The 22269-nt window shown below is 40.6% G+C and carries 29 protein-coding genes; 27 read left to right on the forward strand and 2 right to left on the reverse strand.

Annotated elements, in window-relative coordinates; all coding sequences use genetic code 11:
* Position 1 precedes the first annotated feature (1 nt).
* The 13 genes from O2942_09115 to O2942_09175 all read left to right on the forward strand — a co-directional run bounded on the left by O2942_09115 (position 2) and on the right by O2942_09175 (position 9956).
* Positions 2 to 1921, forward strand: a complete 1920-nt coding sequence (locus O2942_09115; GenBank protein MDA0782406.1) for a phage terminase large subunit family protein — start codon at positions 2 to 4, stop codon at positions 1919 to 1921.
* A gap of 3 nt (positions 1922 to 1924) precedes the next feature.
* Positions 1925 to 2152 carry a gpW family head-tail joining protein gene (gene gpW / locus O2942_09120; protein MDA0782407.1) on the forward strand — a complete coding sequence of 76 codons (228 nt, stop codon included), beginning with the start codon at positions 1925 to 1927 and terminating at the stop codon, positions 2150 to 2152.
* Between the two features lie 80 nt (positions 2153 to 2232).
* Positions 2233 to 3639 carry a phage portal protein gene (locus tag O2942_09125; GenBank protein ID MDA0782408.1) on the forward strand — a complete coding sequence of 469 codons (1407 nt, stop codon included), beginning with the start codon at positions 2233 to 2235 and terminating at the stop codon, positions 3637 to 3639.
* A 35-nt stretch (positions 3640 to 3674) separates the two neighbouring features.
* Positions 3675 to 4973: a S49 family peptidase gene (locus O2942_09130; GenBank protein MDA0782409.1), complete on the forward strand. Its 1299-nt coding sequence runs from the start codon at positions 3675 to 3677 to the stop codon at positions 4971 to 4973.
* Between the two features lie 51 nt (positions 4974 to 5024).
* Positions 5025 to 5399 carry a head decoration protein gene (locus tag O2942_09135; protein ID MDA0782410.1) on the forward strand — a complete coding sequence of 125 codons (375 nt, stop codon included), beginning with the start codon at positions 5025 to 5027 and terminating at the stop codon, positions 5397 to 5399.
* Positions 5400 to 5460: 61 nt separating this feature from the next.
* Positions 5461 to 6465: a major capsid protein gene (locus tag O2942_09140; protein MDA0782411.1), complete on the forward strand. Its 1005-nt coding sequence runs from the start codon at positions 5461 to 5463 to the stop codon at positions 6463 to 6465.
* Positions 6466 to 6468: 3 nt separating this feature from the next.
* Entirely contained in the window at positions 6469 to 6783 is a 315-nt protein-coding gene (locus O2942_09145) for a hypothetical protein (protein ID MDA0782412.1), read from the forward strand.
* Entirely contained in the window at positions 6780 to 7313 is a 534-nt protein-coding gene (locus tag O2942_09150; protein MDA0782413.1) for a phage tail protein, read from the forward strand. Before O2942_09145 ends, O2942_09150 begins: the two co-directional genes overlap by 4 nt.
* 100 nt (positions 7314 to 7413) lie before the next feature.
* Complete coding sequence (locus O2942_09155; GenBank protein ID MDA0782414.1) at positions 7414 to 8040, forward strand: Abi family protein; 627 nt, start codon at positions 7414 to 7416, stop codon at positions 8038 to 8040.
* 13 nt (positions 8041 to 8053) lie between these two features.
* Positions 8054 to 8584, forward strand: coding sequence for a hypothetical protein (locus O2942_09160; protein ID MDA0782415.1), 531 nt, complete (start codon positions 8054 to 8056; stop codon positions 8582 to 8584).
* On the forward strand, positions 8581 to 9096 hold the full coding sequence (locus tag O2942_09165) for a phage baseplate assembly protein V (protein ID MDA0782416.1): 516 nt from the start codon (positions 8581 to 8583) through the stop codon (positions 9094 to 9096). Before O2942_09160 ends, O2942_09165 begins: the two co-directional genes overlap by 4 nt.
* An 11-nt stretch (positions 9097 to 9107) precedes the next feature.
* Positions 9108 to 9656, forward strand: coding sequence for a DUF924 domain-containing protein (locus tag O2942_09170; protein MDA0782417.1), 549 nt, complete (start codon positions 9108 to 9110; stop codon positions 9654 to 9656).
* A 15-nt stretch (positions 9657 to 9671) separates the two neighbouring features.
* Positions 9672 to 9956 (forward strand): PAAR domain-containing protein, encoded by a 285-nt coding sequence (locus O2942_09175; GenBank protein ID MDA0782418.1) that lies wholly within the window; start codon positions 9672 to 9674, stop codon positions 9954 to 9956.
* On the opposite strand, the gene O2942_09180 is transcribed toward O2942_09175, so the two are convergent.
* Positions 9953 to 10225, reverse strand: coding sequence for an HU family DNA-binding protein (locus tag O2942_09180; protein ID MDA0782419.1), 273 nt, complete (start codon positions 10223 to 10225; stop codon positions 9953 to 9955). The two genes, O2942_09175 and O2942_09180, sit on opposite strands and share 4 nt — an antisense overlap.
* Positions 10226 to 10336: 111 nt before the next feature.
* Here O2942_09180 and O2942_09185 point away from each other — a divergent pair, with 111 nt between their 5' ends.
* The 13 genes from O2942_09185 (at position 10337) to O2942_09245 (ending at position 21436) form a co-directional block, all read left to right on the forward strand.
* Complete coding sequence (locus O2942_09185; GenBank protein MDA0782420.1) at positions 10337 to 10678, forward strand: GPW/gp25 family protein; 342 nt, start codon at positions 10337 to 10339, stop codon at positions 10676 to 10678.
* Positions 10679 to 10688: 10 nt separating this feature from the next.
* On the forward strand, positions 10689 to 11588 hold the full coding sequence (locus O2942_09190; GenBank protein MDA0782421.1) for a baseplate J/gp47 family protein: 900 nt from the start codon (positions 10689 to 10691) through the stop codon (positions 11586 to 11588).
* Positions 11581 to 12573 carry a phage tail protein I gene (locus tag O2942_09195; GenBank protein ID MDA0782422.1) on the forward strand — a complete coding sequence of 331 codons (993 nt, stop codon included), beginning with the start codon at positions 11581 to 11583 and terminating at the stop codon, positions 12571 to 12573. Before O2942_09190 ends, O2942_09195 begins: the two co-directional genes overlap by 8 nt.
* Positions 12574 to 13083 carry a phage tail protein gene (locus O2942_09200; GenBank protein ID MDA0782423.1) on the forward strand — a complete coding sequence of 170 codons (510 nt, stop codon included), beginning with the start codon at positions 12574 to 12576 and terminating at the stop codon, positions 13081 to 13083.
* Complete coding sequence (locus tag O2942_09205) at positions 13083 to 14762, forward strand: hypothetical protein (GenBank protein ID MDA0782424.1); 1680 nt, start codon at positions 13083 to 13085, stop codon at positions 14760 to 14762. The genes O2942_09200 and O2942_09205 overlap by 1 nt, the downstream gene beginning before the upstream one ends.
* Before the next feature lie 40 nt (positions 14763 to 14802).
* The gene (locus tag O2942_09210; GenBank protein ID MDA0782425.1) at positions 14803 to 15198 is read left to right on the forward strand and encodes a phage tail assembly chaperone; all 396 of its coding nucleotides are present in this window, start codon (positions 14803 to 14805) and stop codon (positions 15196 to 15198) included.
* A 90-nt stretch (positions 15199 to 15288) separates the two neighbouring features.
* On the forward strand, positions 15289 to 16905 hold the full coding sequence (locus tag O2942_09215) for a hypothetical protein (GenBank protein MDA0782426.1): 1617 nt from the start codon (positions 15289 to 15291) through the stop codon (positions 16903 to 16905).
* Positions 16906 to 16979: 74 nt separating this feature from the next.
* A complete protein-coding gene (locus tag O2942_09220; GenBank protein MDA0782427.1) occupies positions 16980 to 17627 on the forward strand; it encodes a hypothetical protein in 648 nt (215 codons plus the stop codon).
* Positions 17628 to 17637: 10 nt separating this feature from the next.
* Positions 17638 to 18354 (forward strand): hypothetical protein, encoded by a 717-nt coding sequence (locus O2942_09225; protein ID MDA0782428.1) that lies wholly within the window; start codon positions 17638 to 17640, stop codon positions 18352 to 18354.
* 8 nt (positions 18355 to 18362) lie between these two features.
* On the forward strand, positions 18363 to 19085 hold the full coding sequence (locus O2942_09230) for a hypothetical protein (protein MDA0782429.1): 723 nt from the start codon (positions 18363 to 18365) through the stop codon (positions 19083 to 19085).
* A 98-nt stretch (positions 19086 to 19183) separates the two neighbouring features.
* Entirely contained in the window at positions 19184 to 19666 is a 483-nt protein-coding gene (locus O2942_09235) for a DUF4376 domain-containing protein (protein MDA0782430.1), read from the forward strand.
* 91 nt (positions 19667 to 19757) lie between these two features.
* Positions 19758 to 20936, forward strand: a complete 1179-nt coding sequence (locus O2942_09240; protein MDA0782431.1) for a phage tail sheath subtilisin-like domain-containing protein — start codon at positions 19758 to 19760, stop codon at positions 20934 to 20936.
* Positions 20936 to 21436, forward strand: a complete 501-nt coding sequence (locus O2942_09245) for a phage major tail tube protein (GenBank protein ID MDA0782432.1) — start codon at positions 20936 to 20938, stop codon at positions 21434 to 21436. The genes O2942_09240 and O2942_09245 overlap by 1 nt, the downstream gene beginning before the upstream one ends.
* Here the strand turns inward: O2942_09245 and O2942_09250 are convergent.
* Positions 21433 to 21861: a hypothetical protein gene (locus O2942_09250; GenBank protein ID MDA0782433.1), complete on the reverse strand. Its 429-nt coding sequence runs from the start codon at positions 21859 to 21861 to the stop codon at positions 21433 to 21435. The two genes, O2942_09245 and O2942_09250, sit on opposite strands and share 4 nt — an antisense overlap.
* A gap of 72 nt (positions 21862 to 21933) precedes the next feature.
* Between O2942_09250 and O2942_09255 the strand changes: the two genes are divergently transcribed.
* On the forward strand, positions 21934 to 22194 hold the full coding sequence (locus O2942_09255; GenBank protein MDA0782434.1) for a phage tail assembly protein: 261 nt from the start codon (positions 21934 to 21936) through the stop codon (positions 22192 to 22194).
* Positions 22195 to 22269 lie beyond the last annotated feature (75 nt).

Below are 22269 nucleotides of genomic sequence, written 5' to 3' on the forward strand. Positions count from 1 at the left end.
TCTGATTTACAATGAGAACTTCAATGCAGGACTGCGTCCCGATCCATTGTTGTTGGTATCACAGTGGGCAGATAAGTATAGAGTATTATCACAAATATCCTCCAGTGAACCTGGAAGATTTAGAACGTCGCGCACGCCATATTTAAAGGAATTGATGGATTGCCTGTCACCTTCTTCAGATGTTGAAGAGGTGATATTTATGAAAGGCGCACAAATTGGCGGCACTGAGGCGGGGAATAATTGGGTTGGTTTTGTAATTGATCAGGCTCCGGGGCCAATGTTAGTGGTTCAGCCAACAGTAGAGATGGCAAAACGCTGGAGCAAAGGGCGACTTGCTCCACTTATTAGCGATACACCATGCCTGGATGGAAAAGTAAAAGACCCAAGATCAAGGGATTCCGGTAATACCGTTCAAAGCAAAGAATTCCCCGGTGGAATTGTTGTAATCACCGGTGCAAATAGCGCTGTGGGCTTGCGTTCTATGCCTGTACGCTATTTGTTTTTAGATGAGGAGGATGCTTATCCTTTAGATGTAAATGGTGAAGGTGATCCAATATCGCTAGCAATACGGCGCACCAGCACATTTGCAAGACGCAAAATTTTAAAAGTATCTACTCCTACTATCCAAGGCTTAAGCCGAATTGAAAGGGATTTTGATAATTCAGATCAGAGGTTTTTTTGGATTCCATGTCCGACGTGCAAAGAACCTCAGATACTAAAATGGATACAAATAAAATACGATAATGATGATCCTAAAACCACACGATATGAATGTGAGCATTGTGGTTACGGAATTAAAAACCACCAAAAAACATGGATGTTAGAACGTGGTGAGTGGCGAGCAAGAAATCCTGAAATAACTAAATTTGCAGGCTTCCATTTATCAAGCCTATACTCTCCTGTCGGCTGGTTTGCTTGGGAAGATGCGGTATCTAGTTTTTTAGTAGCCAAGAAAAATGATGAACTTCTAAAAGTATGGGTCAATACCGTACTTGGTGAAACATGGGTTGATAAAGGTGAAGCCCCTGATTGGGAGCGGCTCAGCGAACGTGCAGAAGATTATAAAATTGGTGAAGTTCCGACAGGTGGTTTGCTTCTTACTGCTGGCGCTGATGTACAAAAAGATCGTATAGAAGTTGAAATTGTTGCTTGGGGTCAAGATAAGCAGAGTTGGTCTGTAGAGTATAGGATATTTTATGGTGATCCTGCGAGACCTGAATTGTGGAAACAATTATCGGATCTTTTACAGGAAACATTTATACATGCAAGTGGCGTTGATCTCCCACGAGTGGGGTTGCCTATAATGATGCTTGCTATCGATTCAGGCTATGCCACACAGGAAGTTTATAATTGGGTGCGCAAACAACCGGCATCACGGGTTATGGCGATAAAGGGCGTGTCTCGTAGCGTAGCACCTCTTGGTAGTCCGACAAAAGTTGATGTTACTTGCCGTGGTAAAAAACTGCGCAGAGGATTGCGTATGTGGCCTGTTGGCGTTTCGATTTTAAAATCGGAATTTTACCATTGGCTGAAATTGACTCGCAACGAAGATGAAACATATCCAAACGGATATTGTCATTTTCCAAAATATAACCCTGAATTCTTTAAGCAGCTGACAGCTGAACAGCTTGTAACAAGAATGGTTAAAGGCTATCCGAAGCGTGAATGGCAGAAAGTTCGTGACCGCAACGAGGCATTGGATTGTAGAGTATATGCACGGTCTGCAGCTATTGCACTGGGTGTTGAGCATTGGTCGGAACAGAAATGGCAGAAAATAATTGGCAATATTGGTTTAAAACCCACTAGTGGTGAAACAATAGAAGCACCGATTATGGAACAACCCGCATCACAGAAAAGAAGCTCCAATTATTTGGCAAACAAATCACGAAAACGTAAATCCAGAAGCGGTTTTATGGGGTAAGGTATGACTTATACAGAGACAGATTTACAGGCAGTACAGGATGCAATAACGAAATTACAAAATGGTGAGCGCGTTGTTCAGGTAGCACATGACGGCCATGTAGTAAAATATGCCGGAGTGGAATTAGACGAGTTACTCGCACTTCGCAATCAAATAAAAACTGTAGTGAAAATTGCAGGGCAAAAACATAAACGTAGAATACAGATTATTTCTAACAAAGGGGTTTTGTAATGGGCTTGTTTTCTAAAAAAACAAAAAAGCCTAGACATAATTTAAAAGCACCCCCAACCAGTAGGATTCGTCATATTATAATGAATGCTTGGGATGGTGCCGGACAAGCTGTGCGTCTAAAAAACTGGCAGGCCAGCAGTGAATCAATCAATAGCTTATTGCTTGGGTCGCTGGATATTTTACGCAGGCGTTCACGCAAAATTGTGCTTAATAACCCTGTAGCGTTTAGCGCTATAGATACGATTGTGTCAAATTGCATTGGTACTGGTATTAAGCCGCAGTCACGATCCACCGACTCTGCCTTTAAAGAAGAGGTGCAAGAATTATGGCTAGATTGGAAGGATGAAGCAGATTTTTACGGTGTTAATGATTTTTATGGATTGCAGGCTTTAATATGCGCATCAATTTTGGAAGGGGGCGAATGCTTCGTAAGATTCAAAATAGCAAATCCAAGAGAAGACTTAAGTGTTCCTCTACAATTGCAGGCATTAGAATCGGAGCATTTAGACAGTTCAAAGAACGAAGTATTGTCAAACGGCAATATCGTTCGTTCAGGGATTGAGTTTAATAAACATGGCAAGCGTGTTGCTTACCATTTATTTCCAACGCATCCCGGGGAAGATTCAGCAACAGGTGTTAATGATTCTATCCGTATTGCCGCATCGGAAATATTGCATATTTATAAACCATTGCGGATTGGGCAGATACGAGGTGTTCCATGGCTCAGCAGAGTTTTACTGAAGCTGTACGAGCTTGATCAATATGATGATGCTGAGTTGGTACGTAAAAAAACAGCAGCGTTATTTGCTGCATTTATTACACGGCTTGATCCTGAATCTAATATGATGGGTGAAGGCGAAGCAGATAGCGATGGCTTATCTATTGCTGATCTTGAGCCTGGTACTGTTCAGCTTTTAGAGCCTGGTGAGGATATAAAATTTTCTCAGCCATCAGATGTTGGCGGTAGCTATGAACCGTTTATGCGTCAGCAGTTACGTTTTGTAGCAATGGGTATGGGGATTACTTATGAACAATTAACCGGCGATCTTACGCAGGTAAATTTTTCATCTATCAGAGCCGGACTTATTGAGTTCAGGCGCAGATGTGAAATGTTGCAGCGACATGTTATAATATTTCAGCTATGTCGTCCTGTTTGGAAGAAATGGCTGCAGCTTGCGGTTTTATCAGGGGCAATTGACTTGCCCGATGATAAAAAAAAGCATCAAAGAGTGAAATGGATTCCGCAAGGGTTCGAATGGGTAGATCCGTTAAAAGATCAAAAAGCACAGGAATTAGCGGTAAAAAGCGGATTTAGAAGTAGATCTGAGGCGGTATCTAAGCTTGGTGGTGATTCGGAGGAAATCGATCGTGAGATTGCAGCAGATAACGCTCGCGCCGATGAGCTTGGTTTGGTTTACAACACTGACCCTCGATTAGTGAAGGAATCAAAAGTTCCTGAAGACATTGATGAAGACGAAGAAGCCTAACCTTACATCTAAAAACTAATATTTGAGAAAATCACATGGATAAATCACAGCCTTTATACGGCCTGATCTCAGGTCACCCCATTAGTGGGCGTCCTATGATGCTTGAGAGAAAAGCATTTGACTATTTGCTGTCAAAATCAAATGAGCCGATGGCAGATATCAAAGCGTTTGACTTTGGTGGTAATAATAATCCCAAGCCATTTGAGCTTATAAATGGCGTTGCTATTATTCCTGTACATGGTCCGCTTAGTAAAAGATCGGGGATCTTCGATGCATTTTTTGGCTTTACCAGCTACGAATTATTATCTGAATTACTGGGTCAGGCGCTGGATAATTCAGAGGTAAACGCAATATTGCTGGATGTTGATAGTCCAGGTGGTGAAGTTGCAGGGTTGTTTGATTTTGCTGATGAAATCTTTACAGCAAGAACTAAAAAGCCAATATGGGCAGTTGCCAATGAGGAAGCATTTTCTGCAGCTTATGCAATAGCGTCATCTGCGAGCAAAATATTTGTCAGCAGAACGGGTGGTATTGGCAGTATTGGAGTACTTGCTACTCATGTTGATCAGTCATCATTTGATGAAAAGCAAGGTATAAAAGTTACCACCATTTTTGCAGGGGATCGCAAAAATGATCTTAATCCCCACGAGTCTTTAACCACGGATGCCGCCAAAGTCCTACAGGACGAAGTTAACCGCCTTTATGAAATGTTTATCGGGCTAGTTTCACGTAATCGGAAAATAACGTCTGCCAATGTAAGAAATACTGAGGCAGGTCTATTCTTTGGATCAGATGGAATAAGCATGGGGCTAGCAGATGACATTTTAACAATGCCACAAGTCCTAGAACTGATGACCCATAAATTTCAACCTAAATTAATGAGTAAAACCATGACCAAAAACGCACCTACACTTGAGAAAGAATCAATTGCAGAAAAAGTGGAACTAAAATCCCAAACTGATGCAGTTACTGCAAATGCAGAAATACCGGCCTCAGACCCAATTATTGATATAGACACCATTACAAAAGAAGCGGCAGCCAAAGGACGTGCTGCATATCGTACAGAAATTCTGGAACTGGCGAAGACATGCACGGCTGCACAAATGCCCTCAATGCTGGCTGATCTGGTTGAACGCAATGTTGGAGTACAAGCTGCAAAAGATGAATTGATGCAGATGCTTGTTGCACAAAATCAGTATGGAAAATCCCTTAGCGCTGAATCCACTAGTGGAGAAACTGAAATCAGTTCATCCGTAGTTCCGTTGGAAACAGGAAAACCAAAGGAAAGTCCTGTAGTTGCCGCTGCTAAAGCAAAAGCTGCAGAAGCCAAGTAAATTATTTCCCCCTTCATTCTAAATTATAACCACTAATAAATGAGGAAAACCATGCCCGCATTAACCGAACAGGATCGCCTTGGTGATCTTTTAAAATATGAAGCACCAAATCTTTATTCAAGAGATGAGGTTATAGTTGAAACCGGACAGACTTTAGTTGCCGGCTCTGTAGTAGCTTTGCATAATGCCACCGACGAAATTGTTGAGTTAAATCCCGGAGCAGGAAGCGGCCAAGGTAATGCTTATGGCATTGTGACAGAAGAAGTGGATACGTCCACCGCCACTGTAAAAACATGGATCATAGCTCGTCATGCTCTTGTCGCTGAGGATTCTGTAATTTGGCCTTCCGGCATTTCAGCAAACCAGCTCAAAAGTGCTATCGAGGAGTTAAGAGCCCTGGGAATCATTATTAGAAAAGATATCTAATTGTTGATTTTTCTATAGCCCCTTTAAACCTATTCACAAATTTGGAGATTTTACCATGCCTATGAACAATCCATTTGATGATGCGGCTTTTTCAATGACTGAATTAACCGCTGCCATTAATATTTTACCTAATAATTACGGTCTTGTTGGCCAGATCGGGCTATTTAGACCCAAGCCTGTAAGAACACGTCAAATAGCTATTGAAGAAAATAATGGTGTTTTGAATCTGTTGCCTACTCAATCTCCGGGTAGTCCCGGAACTGTTGGCAAACGTGGAAAAAGAAAATTGCGTAGCTTTAGCGTTCCACATATTCCGCATGATGATGTGGTATTACCTGAAGAGGTGCAAGGTGTCAGATCCTTTGGATCAGAAAGTCAATTACAGGCACTTTCTGATATTATAACAGAGCATTTGCAATCAATGCGTAATAAACACGCAATTACCCTCGAACATCTGCGTATGGGCGCATTAAAAGGCGTGATTCTAGATGCTGACGGTTCAACTTTACTTGACTTGTTTAGTGAATTTGAAATTACGCCAAAATCTGTCAATTTTGCGCTGGGAACTCCTACAACGGACGTAAAAAAGAAATGTTTGGAAGTAAAACGCCATATTGAAAAGAACCTTCTTGGTGAAGTTATGATCAATGTTAGCGTTCTTGTTTCTCCGGAATTCTTTGATGCCCTTACTTCTCACGATAAAGTAAAAGTGGCGTATGAGCGCTGGCAGGAAGGTAGAGCGTTACGTGAGGATTTACGTGATGGCTTTACATTTGGTGGATTAACTTTCAGAGAATATCTGGGTGAAGCCAGCGATGGCGATGGTAATATCAGACGCTTTATTGCTGCAAATGAAGGCCATGCATTTCCAATGGGAACAATGGAAACCTTCAAGACGTATTTTTCTCCTGCCGACTTTAACGAAACGGTTAATACACTTGGCAGGCCGATTTATGTAAAACAGGAATCACGTAAATTTGAAAGAGGCACTGACATTCATACTCAGTCAAATCCCCTGCCTATGTGCCACCGTCCGGGCGTACTTGTAAAACTTACAAATACTTAAATTATGAGTAGAGAAATTATAGCAAGGGCAATGGATGATATGCTTATCCATTTGGGTGTTGATGCTGTCTATACCGGTCAGGGATTGTCTCCTATTAATATCAGAGTTTTAAAATTTGCATCCGATGTTGAATATGAGACTGGTGATGTAAACATGGTTGGTGAAAAAGCCAAGTTTGAAATTTTGATACAAGACGTGGCAAACCCTATAGCCGATGACACCATTAACATAGATGGCACTATATATCAGATTATAGGGCTGCCCTTACGTAATTTAGACAGAAAAAGCTGGGATGTTGAAGGGCTGGTGATACCATGAGTAACTTATTTTCAGTCGATATAAACGGCGTTGACAATATCAGTGCTATTATTGCTGATATGAAAGCTACTGAAAAACATGCTTTGATTGCATCCATGCGGTCACTGAACAAAACGGCTTTATGGCTTCGGACGCAGGCCACTCGTAAAATCAGTAAGAATAAGCGGATTACTCAGAAAATTATAAGGCAGCGTTTACGAGTATTAAAAGCTAGTCGAAGCCAATTAAAATCACATGTTCTTGCTAGCCTTGGCGGCGTAACAGCTACAAAGGTTGGGAAACCAAGGCAAACCAGAACCGGTGCAAAGGTAAAGCAATATAATTTTCCAGGTGCATTTATAGCTACAATGCCCAGTGGACATACAGGTATTTATAAAAGAAAACGCAAAACACGTCTGCCTATTCGCGAATTAAGCATACCTTTAGAGCCGGAAAGCTCAGATATTATCGAAAGTTTTCTTGATAACGGGGTTAAGGAGCGGTTTGAAACTATATTCAGGCGTGAATTGAAGTTTTTGGTGCAAAGATAGGTGTTTATGGTATAAAAAAAGCCCCGGAAGCATTGTTAAGAGGCTTACCCGGGGTCAACAACTATATTATACCAGAATAAAAGGCTAAGTGTCAAATCAAATGAATACTAAAAATATCCAGAAATCAATATCAGAACCTCGTTTTGCGACCTATTTGTTGGATACCGATGGTGATGCTGACAAAGCTCTGGAGCTATATTTATGGAATTGTCGTTTGTGCGAATCTTTGTATACGCCTATTCATATATTAGAGGTCTCTCTGCGGAATAATTTTCATGATAAACTTTCTGAAGTTTATGGAAGTCATTGGTATGATGACATTAAAGATAACCTTCTTGAAAAAGACATCTCAAAAATTGAAGAAGTAAAAAAGCGTTTTTTGAGTAAAAAGAAAGAATTAAACACTGATGATATAGTTGCAACATTAAGTATGGGATTTTGGGTAGGGTTACTTTGGCGACATTATGAAACAAAATTATGGAGGCCGTGTATTTATAATGCTTTTCCAAATGCACCAAAGCCTTTTACACGAAGTGCGGCAGCCAAGAAATTATCAGTAATAAAAGACTTACGTAATCGTATAGCACATCATGAGCCTGTTTATAATCGTAACCTTCCAGAAATGCATTCTACCTTATTAGAAACGCTTGGATGGATGTGCGAGGATACAAAACAATGGCTTATCAGTAACTCTACTTTTGATGAAGTTTACTCCCAAAAGCCATAATTAACAGAAAAACATGTCCTTTATTGAAGATTTGCACTCGGCAATACTTGCTGAGATAACAACTAGTATTGCTGGAATTCAGACATCCGGTGCATATCCAAAGTTGCAAACTGCGGTTAGCGTTCCTGCTGTTTTTGTTGACCTTTCATCACTAGAGCCTGGTGATAATCCCGGAACTGAACAGGTCGCACTTGTGGCAAGGTTTGAAGCAAGGGTAATTGTAAATTCTGCTGATAATGGTTTGATGAAAGTAAGAGAGCTTGCGGTCGAGGTTGCCAAAATTATTCATAACAAAAACTTTGGTATGAAGACTAGGCTTTCAAGGTTGGTATCTATCGGGCCGGATAGTTTTAGTCCAGAGCTTGATGCTTATGATGTGTGGATTGTTGAATGGGAACAAGAATTTGATATTGGGCTGTCTGTGTGGGATGGTACTGGTATTGTGCCTACTGAAATTTTACTTGGCTACGTGCCAAAGGTAGGAGTCCCACATGAGGATGACTATTTTGAGATACCAACACATCCACCTTTAGGATTGCCATGATGCAGGGTTTTGAAGTAACAGAATTAGACAGACGACTTTCCAATCTGATTCAGGTTGGAACTGTTTTAGAGGCTGATTATCCAAATGCAAAACTAAAAGTAAAAATTGGAGATATTACTACTGATTGGCTTCCCTGGTTAACCATGCGAGCTAGCAATGATACCACGTGGTGGTCGCCTGAAATTGGCGAACAAGTTATGGTTTTAGCTCCTTCAGGGGAATTAAAACAGGCTGTAATATTATCGGCTATTTATCAAAATGCACATCCTGCAATTGATGATAATGATGATGTAAGCAAAACAGTTTATAAAGATGGTACTATCACCAGGTATAATCGCGATACTCACGTATTGACGGTAGATGTAAACAAAGATGGTAAGGTCGAAATAATAATAGGCGCATCGACAATAACAATGACAAATACTAATATAGAGCTTAAAAATGGTGGCTCTTCGATATTGATTACAGATTCAAATATTAAATTATCAACTCCGAGGATTGATTTAAATTAACAGATAAAAATATGAATATAGCAACAACACAGGAAATATTAAATTTTTGGTTTTCAGATAATGCTCGAGATAAGTGGTTTATTAAGGATGAATCATTTGATAATGAAATCAAAAAACTGTTTCTTGCAACCTATAAAAAAGCAAAACTTGATAAAGAAAATGCATTTGAAGGTTCGCCAGAAGGCCTGTTAGCACTTGTTATTACTCTTGATCAATTTCCAAGAAATATATTCCGTGATAAGAAGGAAGCATTCGCTGCCGATAATATTGCACTAAAGGCTGCAAATGATGCTATCAAGAAAAATTATGATAAAAAACTAACTAATGAACAAAGAAAATTTCTTTATATGCCATTTATGCATAGTGAGGATATTAGAGATCAACGCACTTGTGTTGCTCTTTTTAACAGAATTAAAGATCAGCAAAGTGTAGATTATGCATTGAAGCACAAGGAAATTATATTACGTTTTTCTCGGTTTCCTCACCGCAATGAAATCCTAGGGCGTAAATCTACTGATGAAGAATTGAAATTTTTGACCCAGCCTAATTCTAGTTTTTAAACTCAGGATATTATTATGCCAGCAGCCACACGAAAAGGTGACGCAGGAAGCGGTCATGGCTGTTTTCCGGCACGGCCATCCACTGAAGGAAGCCCTGACGTTTTTATAAATGGCAAACCAGCGCATAGGCAGGATGACGCTTGGGGTACGCATTGTTGCGGCCCTGTTTGTCACGATGGAAAATTAGCGGCTGGATCACCAACTGTCTTTGTTAACGGAAAACCGTTAGGCAGAGTTGGCGATCCGGTAGATTGTGGGTCAACCGTTTTCGAGGGAAGCCCAAATGTTTTTGCAAATTAATTAACTGCATCTTGCAGAGTTTTTCCTGCTTTGATTTTTACAACATTTTTAGCTGCAATTTTAATTGTTTCGCCGGTGGATGGATTGCGTCCATCTCTTGCAGGCCGCGCTATTTTCTCAAAAGTAGCAAAGCCAGGAAGAGTTACTTTGCTTCCATTTTTAACGCTGTCAGTAACGGCACTGATAAATGCATCAACATGTTTTGCCGCATCAATTTTGGTAGAGTCGGTTGCTTTGGCAATTGCTTCTATAAGTTCAGATTTATTCACAGGATACTCCTTTTATTGGGGGTTGGTAACAACTTCACAATAAATTGGAATACCCTTTAAGACAACAGATTTTAAGCGGGTTATTTTGACCTGTTTTTTTATGGACGCAATATGTATGGAATGAGTGCCAACACAGGTAAAGGCTTAGGACAGATTAATCACCTGAAGCAATCTATCCGGGATATTTTAACTACGCCGATTGGTAGTCGTGTTATGCGACGTGATTATGGCTCGAAGATTTTTGAAATAATTGATAGCCCGACAAATGAAGACCAGAAAACAGAAATATATGCAGCAGTTGCAGAAAGTTTAGATAAATGGGAACCACGTTTTAAATTACAGAAAACAACGCTGATTGAGGTTGAACCCGGTAAGCTGATTTTAGAGCTTAGAGGCGTATTTTTACTGGATGGTTCTGAGGTCACATTATCTGATTTGGAAATAGCACTCTAGGAGTGATCATATGAAGTTTGATTCTATTAATCTCGAGAAACTGCCTGCACCTGACGTAGTAGAAACGCTTAACTTTGAGGCCATACTTGGCGAGATAGTAGAAGATTTGCGCTTGCGCAACTCTGATATCGCACAACTCTTTGACAGTGGAATTGAAAGTGATCCTGTTAACAAGCTGCTGGAAGCATTTGCCTTTCGTGAGCTTGGAATCAGGCAACGCGTAAATGATGCAGCAAGATCGGTGATGCTACCTTACGCAAAAGGTACGGATTTAGATAATCTGGCAGCTTTTTATGGACTTTTACGACAAGTAGTTCAGGAAGAAAATCTACAAACCAGGCCACCGGTTATAGAAATATTAGAAGATGATACGAGGTTCAGATTACGAGTTGCGGTATCACTGGAAGCTGCAACAACTGCTGGCCCTGCTGGTTCATATATTTCGCATAGCTTGAATGCTGACCCAAGGGTGAAAGATGTATCGGTGGAATCACCTAATCCGGGAGAGGTTGTAGTTACAATATTATCGCAAGAAGGAACGGGTGAAGCCAGTCAGGAGTTACTGGATATTGTAGAAGCTGCCCTCACTGATGAATTTGTAAGACCATTAACTGATTTGGTAACTGTGCAATCAGCCCAAATTGTTACATATGGTATTCAGGCTATTATCCATGTATTCGATGGGCCGGATAGTCAGGTGGTGAAGGACTTTGCTATTGCAAATACGCAAGGCTATGTGGCTGAACAGCATAAAATTGACCGCAATATTGCTTTGTCGGGACTTTATGCAGCAATGCATGTTGCAGGAGTTCGAAGAGTAGAGTTACTTACACCAACGATGCAAATTATAACGGCTTCAAATGAAGCTGCATGGAATACAAATATAGACATAACGGTTACTAATGGCTGATTCAATTTTACCACCTAATTCTTCCAAACTTGAAAGAGACATTGAGGAATTAGGCGGAAAAAAACGTATTGATGCAGTCGAAAACCCTGTAGGAACATTATGGAACCCAGAATCTGTTCCGGCAAAAATACTTCCCTACCTTGCCTGGGCATTATCAGTTGATACATGGGAAGATGATTGGTCAGATGAAATAAAGCGACTGGTTATAGCTAGCTCGGTAGAAGTTCACAGAAAAAAAGGAACTGTTGGAGCAGTAAAAAAAGCAATTGCAGCAACAGGAATAGATGTCGAATTTTTTGAGTGGTTTGAAAATGGAGGAACGCCGCATACATTTTCTATAACCGCATGGTCTAATGATAATAGAAATACAGATGGCACTACCCGGCTTTTGCCAAAAGCACATGCAGAGACAATAAGCGGTGTAAATGCAACGAAACCTGTTCGTGCGCATTTTGAATTGATGTTTGGCAGTCGTATTCCATCGGATATTGGACTTATTGCAGATGGAAATGCTACCGGCCGCATAAATGAAAAGAATGAAATTGTACCATATCCAAATCGTTCTAACTCTACAGCAGGAGGGAAATTTGATTCTTTTGTGGACGCACGAGTAAGTGATATTAACGAGATTATACCTTACACGAATCGTTCAGATTCAAGTGTTGGCGGTAAATATGACCCCTTAGTAGCAACAAGAATAAATGACACCAATGAAGTTGTACCTTACCCAAACAGCTCAAGCTCAAATGCCGGTGGCAAATTTAATCCGCTGGTAGTAGCAAGGCTAAGTGATAGTAATGAAATAGTACCTTATTTGAGCCGATCAAATTCAGTTGTTGGAACTGGGTATGACTCTTTTGTTACCTCAAGGGCTGGTGAAAATATTGAGGTAACAGCTTACGCAAATACTACAAACGCAGATATAGGAATGCTCAATTATCTTCCTGTAATTGCCAGAGTAAACATAAATATGGAGATTTTATAAATGGAAACAGTAGCAACCCTGGTTGGAATGGCGGCTGTCGCAGATGCTGTAGCTAACGGCGGAACTGTTCAAGTTACCCATATTGCTTTGGGTGATGGCATCTGGACGCCGGATGAAAATGCAACAGCACTCAATAATGAGCGTATTAGAACTCAGGTTTTAGGAGCGCAGCAAATTGAAAATAATATTCATAAAGTATCGGCTTTTGCTGAAGGTGTAGAAGAATTTTTTATTCATGAAATAGGAGTTATAGCCAGCCATAACGGGACAGACGTTTTGTTGGCAGTGGCTGCAGATATCAATGCCATCCAGTGGAAACCTTCAAACCAGCGCGTTCCTTTGGAATTGCTTTTGCACTTTGCTGCTTTCCCTCCAGGGTCTGTAACTATTGATGCCACAATAAATAATAATTTATCGCTTTTAAAACCTTTTGCCGGGCAAGCGTTAGCCAATATCCGTAATAGCCGAATAATTGTACAAAATCATCTGACAAATGTAGGAGTATTGTAATGCCGACACTCGAAGAAACATTAAGTAACATCAGCAATGAAGTATCTCAAATAGGTGCTGACATATCAGATATTGATGCGGCTACTTCTACCAAGGCCGGGCTTGTCGCAATATCAGATAACACAACACCTTTGGACAATTCTGTTCCAACAGTAGCCTTTTTTAAGAATAGGAATATTCTTGGAGCTGGCGGTGAAGCTGCCGGCGGATTACCACAAGCACAACTTGATCAAATTGCTGCGCTTCCAAGTGAGGCAGCACTTGCAGCATTATCTACATTGCCTGTGGCTCAAATAAATGCTTTGCCTTCTGAAACTATTTTAGCTGCGCTTGCGGCATTGCCGGCAGCACAAATTAGCGCATTACCAACAACGGCAATACTCACAGCCCTTGGAGCTTTACCGGTTTCGCTTACAGGTCAGGCAGGAAAAGTTATTGCTGTAAATGCTACAGGTGATGGTTATGAGATAGTCACCGCTCCTACAGGCGGTGGTGGCGGAACATTACCAACCAGTATTGTTGTTAACAGATTTACAGGTGATGGCTCTACAGTAGCATTTACCTTATCTCAATCCCCTGCAGATTCAAATGCACTTGATATTACAGTGAGTGGAATCAGCATAGACCCAGCAATATATAATGTTTCCGGAACTACCCTAACATTTAATGATGCGCCACCAATCACTGATGCAAATGCGATAGTGGTTCGTCATTTAGGAACAGTCGCAGCAGTTGGTGATGCCAGCATTATTACCATAAAACTTGCTGATAAAGCTGTCACCTTGGGTAAAATGGCTGATGGCACAGCTGGAAAATTCCTAAAATACAACGATAGTACAGGTGTTATTGAAGAAGGTGATCCAATCGTTGGAACGGTTGCAGATAACAGTATAAACACGTTAAAGCTAATAAACAAAAACGTTACTTTGCAAAAGTTAGCTGATGGCACTCCTGGCAAATCACTGAAATATAATGATAGCACTGGCGTTATTGAAGAAACCGATATTATCGTACCGGATAACTCTATTGTGACATCCAAGCTATTTAGCAAGACCGTCACTCTTGGAAAAATTGCAGATGGCACGCCTGGAAAGTTTTTAAAATTCAATGATAGCACGGGTGTAATCGAAGAGGCTGATGGTGCAGCTGGAGCGGTTGGTACTTGGAACTTTATAGAAGAGCAAATTATTTCTTCAAACACCACTGAAGTTGCTTTTACTACTGCCATTAACTCTACATATAAAATATATCGTATGCGTGCGCATGGCATGGAGAGGGCTGGAGGTTCTGGCTCGAATATTCAGTTCAGAGTTACCAAAAATGGCGGCGTATCTTACGAAACAGGCAATGAGTATGCCTATATAAGACAAGAATCATTTGCAAATGGGCCAAATACTACTCCTACTGGAACTACATCCACAAACCTGATTGATATTGGTCATCATGAAGATACAGCGACAGGTATAATTGAAATTGAGTTTTATGAGCCAAGCTCAATAACATTAGAAAAACCATTCAGATTTTCTCTTATTAGCCCACGTAATCCTAATACTATATGGAATGAGGGAGTTGGATTTTATGGCAAGAGTGACTTTGCTGCGATCAACGGTTTTAAACTCTTCTTTGCTAATGCGGATAGCTTCTCTGCTGGTAGATTTATACTTGAAGGTAAAAACTAATTTATAATTTTGTCATTAACCCATAACAGGAAAATTCATTATGAAAATTATACATGATGGCACGAAAGTGCTTAACAATACCGTTTGTGGTCACGATCCACGTAAATATCCACGTCTGAATAAACATGGCAAGCCACTTCCGGGACATGGTTATTATATTTTGGAAGGCGATGAACTGGCAAAATTTCAGGCTAAACAAGAAAAAGAGTCTAATACAACTGATGCACTCATACCTGAAACAGAAAGACAATGGGAAGAAATCGGCAAAAAGCGTGATGAACTGCTCACAGCCATAGAATGGGTAAACGATGAGAATGCCAATCTTTCAAAAAAGAAAAAAGCAGCGTTTGATAAATATCGCAAGCAGCTAGAAAATCTTAAGAGTGATTTTGAAAGTCCTGCCGATGTTATCTGGCCTGATAAACCAGAAAAATAAATAGTGGGTTTAAAACCATTTCACCATTGTAATACATTTTGAGGGCTGTCGTTTGGCAGCCCTTCTTATTTGAATATTGGAGCTTTTGACATGCCTACAATCGAGGACACTTTGAGCGATGTCTCTGTAGAAATAGCACAACTGGCAAGTGATGTTACCGCTATTGGCGAAGCGAGCACAGCCAATTCAGGGCTTATCAAGCTTTCAAGCGAGACAAATCCTGATAATAATACTGTACCGACAGTCGCATTTTTTAAAAACAGAAATATGTTAGGAGCAAGTGGTGAGGCTGGAGGTGGGCTACCACAAGCACAGCTTAACCAGATTGCAGCCCTTCCAACCGAAGCAGCACTTGTGGCTTTAGCTACTTTGCCAGTTGCACAGATTAGCGCATTACCGGCCACAGCAGTATTGACAGCACTTGGAACATTACCTGCATCCTTGACTGGTCTTGCAGGACAGATAATTGCTGTGAATGCTACTGGTGACGGCTATGAAATAATCACCGCACCTACAGGTGGTGGTGGAACTTTGCCAACCAGTATAGTTGTTGATCATTTTACAGGTGATAACTCTACGGCGGCATTCACTTTGTCACAATCTCCGGCAGATGCAAACGCACTAGGTATTTCCGTTGGAGGAATGAGCATTGATCCTGCAATTTATAATGTTGCTGGCACTACACTAACATTTAACGATGCACCACCGGTGACGGATACAAATGCAATTGTCGTTCGTCATCTTGGTACGGTTGCAGCCATTGATGATAATAGCATTCTCACCATAAAAATAGCTAATAAGGCTGTCACTCTGACTAAAATGGCAGACGGAACGCCAGGCAAGTTTCTCAAATATAATGACTCAACTGGAGTGATTGAGGAAGGCGACCCTACGGTCGGTACTGTTGGCGATAATACCATCAGTACAACAAAAGTGATTGATAAAAACATTACTTTGCCAAAATTAGCAGACGGCACACCTGGCAAATCATTAAAATACAATGATAGCACTGGTGTTATTGAAGAAACCGATATTGTTGTACCTGATAATGCAATTGTAACATCGAAGCTATTTAACAAAGCTGTTACTCTCGGAAAAATAGCCGACGGAACTCCTGGAAAGCTCCTTAAATTTAACGAAAGCACAGGAGTTATTGAGGAAGTAGATATTGCTGGCATTAGTGGAGGCATGGTGCATGTTACGCGCACAACAGTATCAAGCTCTGTTGCACAGGTGGATATTGAAGATGCTTCTTTATTTGATGGTACTTATAAGCAGTTAATGGTTATTGGTTCTGGCATTCGCCCTGTAACACAAAGTTCTGCTGGACATGTTTATTGTAGGGTAAAAACACAAGGCGTTTATCGTTCTGATGGTAATTACAGATCGTCGGGTCATGACGCACCTAATAATGGTGGTCACAATGTTTATTCTGACAATTCTGCAATATTAATAGTTCCTACATGGAGTAGTCATAGTCATTGGTATGATTTCAAAACAATCATAACAAACCCAGCATCTACAACGCTTCCAAGGCCAACGTTTATGACTTTGGGCAACCAAACTAATGATGGTGGACAGTCAGGAAACTCTACTACCGCTGGCATTTATGAAACTCATACTACTTTACCATTGCAAGGGTTACGGTTCTTCTTTGCAAATGATAATACCACTGGCGGAAATATTGATGTCTACGGACTGAAATAAAACCAGATCATAAAACTTAATAATCAAGGGCTGCAACTCTGCAGCCCTTTTCTTTTGCGTAACGGAGAAAAATTATGCCATTTCCAAAAATAGACAGCGACTTAATTGATACAGGAGTTGTTGCCGGTAAAATTATTCAGCTTGATGGCTCTGCTAGACTTCCTGCAATAGACGGTAGTTTACTGACAAATCTGCCTAATGCTGGTGGTGTTGGAGGAAGAGTATTACTTGATACTGTCAATGCTAGCAATAATGCAGAAATTGTATTTAGCAATTTTATTGACGGCATTTATAAAAACTATCTCGTTGAGATGACTTCAATACAACCTTCTACAAGTAATGTAGATGTTCATGCTCAAGTTAGTAATGATGGTGGCTCTACATATTTAACAGGATATGACCAGCATACGCAGATATTAACTCACACATCAGTTGGATATAACGCGCAGGTTGGTTCAGCTGATTCTACGATAAATATGGCGATTGGAATAGGAGCTTATGGAACCGGATCATGTCATGGCCACATAATTTTACATGATCCTTCAGCTGTTCAAAACCATACTATATCAGGACATTTAGCTTATCTAAAATCTGGTGCAGATAGCGCAGGTGGTGCATTTTATGCTGAACTTAGTGGCTCACATATAATAAATGCAATTAAATTCACGTTATCTGCCGGAAGTTTTGTGCAGGGAACTTTCAAACTTTACGGACTTTTATAGGAGATAGCAAATGCCATTCCCAACCGTTGATAACGACATGCTCAATACTGGAATCGTAGATGGACAGGTTCCTATAGTTGGCGCAGGTGATAAGTTACCGAGCTCATTGATTGATGCGGGTGTAGCGGCAAACCAACTTGTACAATTGGATGGTTCTGCAAGGCTTCCAGCAATAAACGGAAGCTTACTTACTAATCTTCCTGTTCCTGGTGGCGGTGTTGGTGCGATGAAGTTAATTCAATCGCAATCAGCAAGTAATTCGGCGCAGATAGATTTTAGTGGACTTGACAGCACATATAAAGCCTACATTTTTGAATTTATAAACGTAGTACATTCTATAAACGCAGCCGTAAGAATGACAATTAGCCAAGATGCTGGTGTTAGTTTTAAAACTACAGGTTTTGAAGTTGTAAACGCTGAATTAAGGGCTTCTGCTTCTCCATCATGGGGTTTGTCTGGTGATTCTACTACTGGAAACTTAGTATTAACTAGGGGCAGTGTAGGAGTTGCTGAACCAGCATCTGGGCGCGTAGTTCTTATTGATCCATCCCAGACCTCAATAAAGAAAGCCTTTTGGTGGGATACCGCCACTATAGATTCAGCATATAATCGCCAAGTTGGTGGCGGTTATTATAAAGGATCAAGCGGAGCTATAGATGTTGTTCGCTTTTTTCCATCTCAAGGGAATTTTGCATCGGGACTCTTTAAACTTTACGGAATTTTATAGGAGGCATTATGCCATTTCCTCGCATAGATAACGATATGCTCAATATAGGAGCTATCGCAGGGGATATTCCTGTGATTGGAGCAGGAAACAAACTGCCAAATTTTCTTATTGATGCAGGTGTTGGCGCAAATAAGTTTTTACAATTGGATGGCTCTGCGAGATTACCGGCTATAGATGCCAGTTTACTTACAAATCTTCCTGGCTCTATTGGTGGTTCAGGCTCGTTGCATCTTATTGAAACGCAAATAGCCAACAATTCTGTCAATGTAGATTTTACCACTGGAATTGGCCCGACATACGAGGCTCATTTAATCAGGGTGATAAATGCTGAACCTCTCGCATCTGGTTCATTGCGATTACAGGTAAGCACTAGTGGTGGGGCTTCTTATAGAGGCGATGGAAATTATCATTGGAGCAATGCCGAGTTGCGTGGCGGTAACTCGCCATCATGGAATATGCAAGGCAACCTTTCATCTGCCAGTTTAGATGTTTCTGTCAGAACGCTGGCAACTGGTGAAGTCGTATCTGTAGACATACTACTATATCGTCCGTTTTTCACAGGAAACAAGAAGGTTTTTCTATGGGAAGGTGCAAGCATTGACAGCGGTTACAACAGAATTATTGGCGGTGGTCATTACAACGGCACAACAAGTCCGATAAATGCCCTGCGTTTTTTCTTCAGCAGTGGCGACATAGCTTCAGGAACATTCAAACTATACGGAATCTCTTAAACAACCATTTCTTTTACCTTAACTTATTATATGGAGTATTTAACATGCCTATTACAATACATGATGGAACTACTGTTGCTGATGGAACGCCTGTAGGAATGAACACAGGCCAGTATTCACGGCTTGATACAGATAGAAAAACACCACTGGAAGGACACGGTGTTTATCCTCTATCTGGCGATGATTTAACTGATTATAACCAAAGACTGGCAGATGCTGCTGCAAATGCATTACCTGAAGCACAGGCACGAAAAGTTATCGAATTAGAGGCCGTGAGGCATGAAAATCAGTATGCTGATGTGGTTTTTAACTCAGTTACATACAATGCAGGAAAAGTTGCCAGTAATAACCTTACCGCAATGGTGACATCATTTAATTTTAGTACAAAGACTGAAGATATTTGGTTGGATATAAATAATGCTCAAGTAACCCTTACCGAAGCAGAATTTCAGGGATTGTTTGATACTATTCTTGCTGCACAAAAATCTGCATATGTAACTGAAGCAATTAAATATGCTGAGATTATGGCACTTACAGATGTTGTAGATGTAGAAAACTATGATGTTAGAGCCGGATGGTAATATTAGCCAAAATTTAACCTGCTCGACCTGCTGATTTTAGGTGGGTTTTTTTATGTCTTTAGGAATAGTCCTAAAATATTGGAGAAAAAATATGCCCGGACAATTTTTGCATGGCGTTGAGGTAATTCAGATAGATACAGGCGCAAGACCAATTCGTACCGTAAGATCATCTGTTATCGGACTTATTGGCACTGCACCAGACGCCGATGTTGATGCCTTTCCACTTAATACACCTGTGCTAATTGCAGGAAACAGAACTGAAGCTGCCTTGCTCGGTGATACCGGAACTTTGCCCGGTGCAATAGATGGAATATTCGATCAGGCAGGAGCTGTTATTGTGGTAGTGCGTACTGATGAAGGCGTGGATGAAGATGAAACAATAGCTAATATTATTGGTGGTGTTGATGCTGGAACAGGTAGCTATGAAGGTGTGCAAGCCTTCCTTGGTGCTGAATCTGTGGTACATGTCAGTCCGCGCATTCTTATCGCACCTGGTTTTACTCACAGGCGGCATTTAGGTAATGCAAATCCTGTAGTTGCAGAGCTGATAGGAATTGCAGATCGCCTACGTGCGGTTATTATTGCCGATGGCCCTGACACAAATGATGCAGACGCAATTACTTATCGTGGCGATTGGGGAAGCGATCGAGTTTACGTTGTAGACCCACATGTAAAAGTATTTGATACTGTAACAAGTACGGTAGTTGTTGAACCTGCAAGTGCAAGAGTAGCCGGTATTATTGCCAAAGTTGATAATGACAATGGTTTCTGGTGGTCACCATCTAACAAAGTTATGGGTGGTGTTGTCGGTACAAGCCGAACTATTGATTTTACTTTAGGTGATGCCAATTCGAGAGCAAATCTACTTAACGAAAGTGAAGTAGCAACGATTATCCGTCAGGATGGTTACAGGCTATGGGGAAATAGAACAACCTCAACTGATCCTAAATGGGCGTTTTTATCTGTGCGCAGAACCGCTGATATCATCAATGATAGCTTGCTTCGAGCACATTTATGGGCGGTAGATCGCAATATAACAAAAACTTACATCGAAGATGTGTTGGAAGGTGTGAATGCTTTTCTTGCCAGTTTAAAAGCCCAAGGAGCAATTCTTGGCGGACGTGCATTTGCTGATCCGGAACTAAATACTCCGCTCAATATTGCAGATGGCAAGGTATTTTTTGATTTTGAGTTTACCCCACCATTTCCGGCTGAACATATCACTTTCCGCTCTCACCTGGTTAACGATTTCATTGAGGAGATTTTATAATGATACCTAAAATTCTAAAAAACTTTAATGCCTTTGTTGATGGCCGCGGCTATGCAGGGCGTGTTGATGAAGTGGTATTACCGAAACTCACCGTCAAAACAGAGGAGCATCGTGCTGGTGGCATGGATGTCGCGATAGAAATTGATATGGGAATGGAAAAATTAGAATGCGAACTAACTTTTGCTGAATATGATATTGAATTGTTCAGGTTATTTGGTTTGATAGATGGCAATTCTGTTGCTATTACCCTGCGTGGCGCAATGCAATCTGATGGCGATGCTGAGTCGATTGTTATAAATTTACGAGGTTCATTCCGCGAAGTAGATTCAGGAACATGGAAGGCTGGCGATAAAGCTACTTTGAAATGTATGGTAGCCGTTCGTTACTATAAGCTCACTATGGCTGGCAATGCAATTATTGAAATTGATGCCGAAAATATGATTCGCATTATTAACGGAGTTGATGAGATGGCTACTATTAGAGGCGCTATAGGGATCTAAAAGTCATAAAGTTTTTTTACAGTCTGTAAATTTTCTTTAGCACCTTCGCACTGTTCCCTTGAGTTAAGGCAACTGGTGCAATTAACTAAATTGCTAAATGCAGCTCCTAACGGAGGATGGCTTTTTGCAAATTTAGCATCAACTATTTTGCGTAACTCTTTTACCTTTGGGTTGTGTATTTTAAATGCGTTAATACAGATACTCTTATTGCCACTTTCATCAAGCTCAACCATCTCTTCACCTTTTTTAAGAAGCTCCAGAGACTCAAGGTAAATAGATTTTACTCCAATATCTGGTGGATAAACAGCAAGAGACTCAGGAGAAGCATTCGCTTTATCGGCCTCTTTAGCCTCGTCGTCTGAGCATGATGACAGCATCGAAATACATGTAACAGCTACAACCAAAAATAATACGATTTTATTCATAAAAATTCCGTCATTTTCTATAACGCCAATAGTAATTATTAATTTATAAAAATCAAGATATAAGGAAAAATCATGGAAACTATAAAGTTAACTGTGCCAATTACAATTAATAACAATACTCATGAAACATTAATTGTTCGGCGACCTAAAGTTCGTGATCGGCTTGCAGTAGAGCGCATAAAAAAAACTGATGCTGAGAAAGAAATAGTAATGATAGCTAACTTAGCAGAAGTAACAGTTGATGTTATCGAAGAGCTTGATCTTGCTGACTACGCAAAAATACAAGAGGTGCTACAAAATTTTTTGGAACTAAGCCCAGCGATATCCGATTAGCGGTTTTATCGCTTGCCTCTTTTGCTGGTGGAGGCATAGACGTATGGCTTGATATGGAACTAGACGAATTTACCT

The organism is Pseudomonadota bacterium, assembly GCA_027620075.1.
Classification (GTDB): domain Bacteria; phylum Pseudomonadota; class Alphaproteobacteria; order Rickettsiales; family UBA6187; genus 1-14-0-20-39-49.

What these genes read in the sequence shown, in the direction of transcription:
- gpW (MDA0782407.1), top strand. Translation starts at nt 1,925, where the DNA reads ATGACTTATACAGAGACAGATTTACAGGCAGTACAGGATGCAATAACG.
- O2942_09125 (MDA0782408.1), top strand. Translation starts at nt 2,233, where the DNA reads ATGAATGCTTGGGATGGTGCCGGACAAGCTGTGCGTCTAAAAAACTGG.
- O2942_09130 (MDA0782409.1), top strand. Translation starts at nt 3,675, where the DNA reads ATGGATAAATCACAGCCTTTATACGGCCTGATCTCAGGTCACCCCATT.
- O2942_09135 (MDA0782410.1), top strand. Translation starts at nt 5,025, where the DNA reads ATGCCCGCATTAACCGAACAGGATCGCCTTGGTGATCTTTTAAAATAT.
- O2942_09140 (MDA0782411.1), top strand. Translation starts at nt 5,461, where the DNA reads ATGAACAATCCATTTGATGATGCGGCTTTTTCAATGACTGAATTAACC.
- O2942_09145 (MDA0782412.1), top strand. Translation starts at nt 6,469, where the DNA reads ATGAGTAGAGAAATTATAGCAAGGGCAATGGATGATATGCTTATCCAT.
- O2942_09150 (MDA0782413.1), top strand. Translation starts at nt 6,780, where the DNA reads ATGAGTAACTTATTTTCAGTCGATATAAACGGCGTTGACAATATCAGT.
- O2942_09155 (MDA0782414.1), top strand. Translation starts at nt 7,414, where the DNA reads ATGAATACTAAAAATATCCAGAAATCAATATCAGAACCTCGTTTTGCG.
- O2942_09160 (MDA0782415.1), top strand. Translation starts at nt 8,054, where the DNA reads ATGTCCTTTATTGAAGATTTGCACTCGGCAATACTTGCTGAGATAACA.
- O2942_09165 (MDA0782416.1), top strand. Translation starts at nt 8,581, where the DNA reads ATGATGCAGGGTTTTGAAGTAACAGAATTAGACAGACGACTTTCCAAT.
- O2942_09170 (MDA0782417.1), top strand. Translation starts at nt 9,108, where the DNA reads ATGAATATAGCAACAACACAGGAAATATTAAATTTTTGGTTTTCAGAT.
- O2942_09175 (MDA0782418.1), top strand. Translation starts at nt 9,672, where the DNA reads ATGCCAGCAGCCACACGAAAAGGTGACGCAGGAAGCGGTCATGGCTGT.
- O2942_09185 (MDA0782420.1), top strand. Translation starts at nt 10,337, where the DNA reads ATGTATGGAATGAGTGCCAACACAGGTAAAGGCTTAGGACAGATTAAT.
- O2942_09190 (MDA0782421.1), top strand. Translation starts at nt 10,689, where the DNA reads ATGAAGTTTGATTCTATTAATCTCGAGAAACTGCCTGCACCTGACGTA.
- O2942_09195 (MDA0782422.1), top strand. Translation starts at nt 11,581, where the DNA reads ATGGCTGATTCAATTTTACCACCTAATTCTTCCAAACTTGAAAGAGAC.
- O2942_09200 (MDA0782423.1), top strand. Translation starts at nt 12,574, where the DNA reads ATGGAAACAGTAGCAACCCTGGTTGGAATGGCGGCTGTCGCAGATGCT.
- O2942_09205 (MDA0782424.1), top strand. Translation starts at nt 13,083, where the DNA reads ATGCCGACACTCGAAGAAACATTAAGTAACATCAGCAATGAAGTATCT.
- O2942_09210 (MDA0782425.1), top strand. Translation starts at nt 14,803, where the DNA reads ATGAAAATTATACATGATGGCACGAAAGTGCTTAACAATACCGTTTGT.
- O2942_09215 (MDA0782426.1), top strand. Translation starts at nt 15,289, where the DNA reads ATGCCTACAATCGAGGACACTTTGAGCGATGTCTCTGTAGAAATAGCA.
- O2942_09220 (MDA0782427.1), top strand. Translation starts at nt 16,980, where the DNA reads ATGCCATTTCCAAAAATAGACAGCGACTTAATTGATACAGGAGTTGTT.
- O2942_09225 (MDA0782428.1), top strand. Translation starts at nt 17,638, where the DNA reads ATGCCATTCCCAACCGTTGATAACGACATGCTCAATACTGGAATCGTA.
- O2942_09230 (MDA0782429.1), top strand. Translation starts at nt 18,363, where the DNA reads ATGCCATTTCCTCGCATAGATAACGATATGCTCAATATAGGAGCTATC.
- O2942_09235 (MDA0782430.1), top strand. Translation starts at nt 19,184, where the DNA reads ATGAACACAGGCCAGTATTCACGGCTTGATACAGATAGAAAAACACCA.
- O2942_09240 (MDA0782431.1), top strand. Translation starts at nt 19,758, where the DNA reads ATGCCCGGACAATTTTTGCATGGCGTTGAGGTAATTCAGATAGATACA.
- O2942_09245 (MDA0782432.1), top strand. Translation starts at nt 20,936, where the DNA reads ATGATACCTAAAATTCTAAAAAACTTTAATGCCTTTGTTGATGGCCGC.
- O2942_09250 (MDA0782433.1), bottom strand. Translation starts at nt 21,861, where the DNA reads ATGAATAAAATCGTATTATTTTTGGTTGTAGCTGTTACATGTATTTCG.
- O2942_09255 (MDA0782434.1), top strand. Translation starts at nt 21,934, where the DNA reads ATGGAAACTATAAAGTTAACTGTGCCAATTACAATTAATAACAATACT.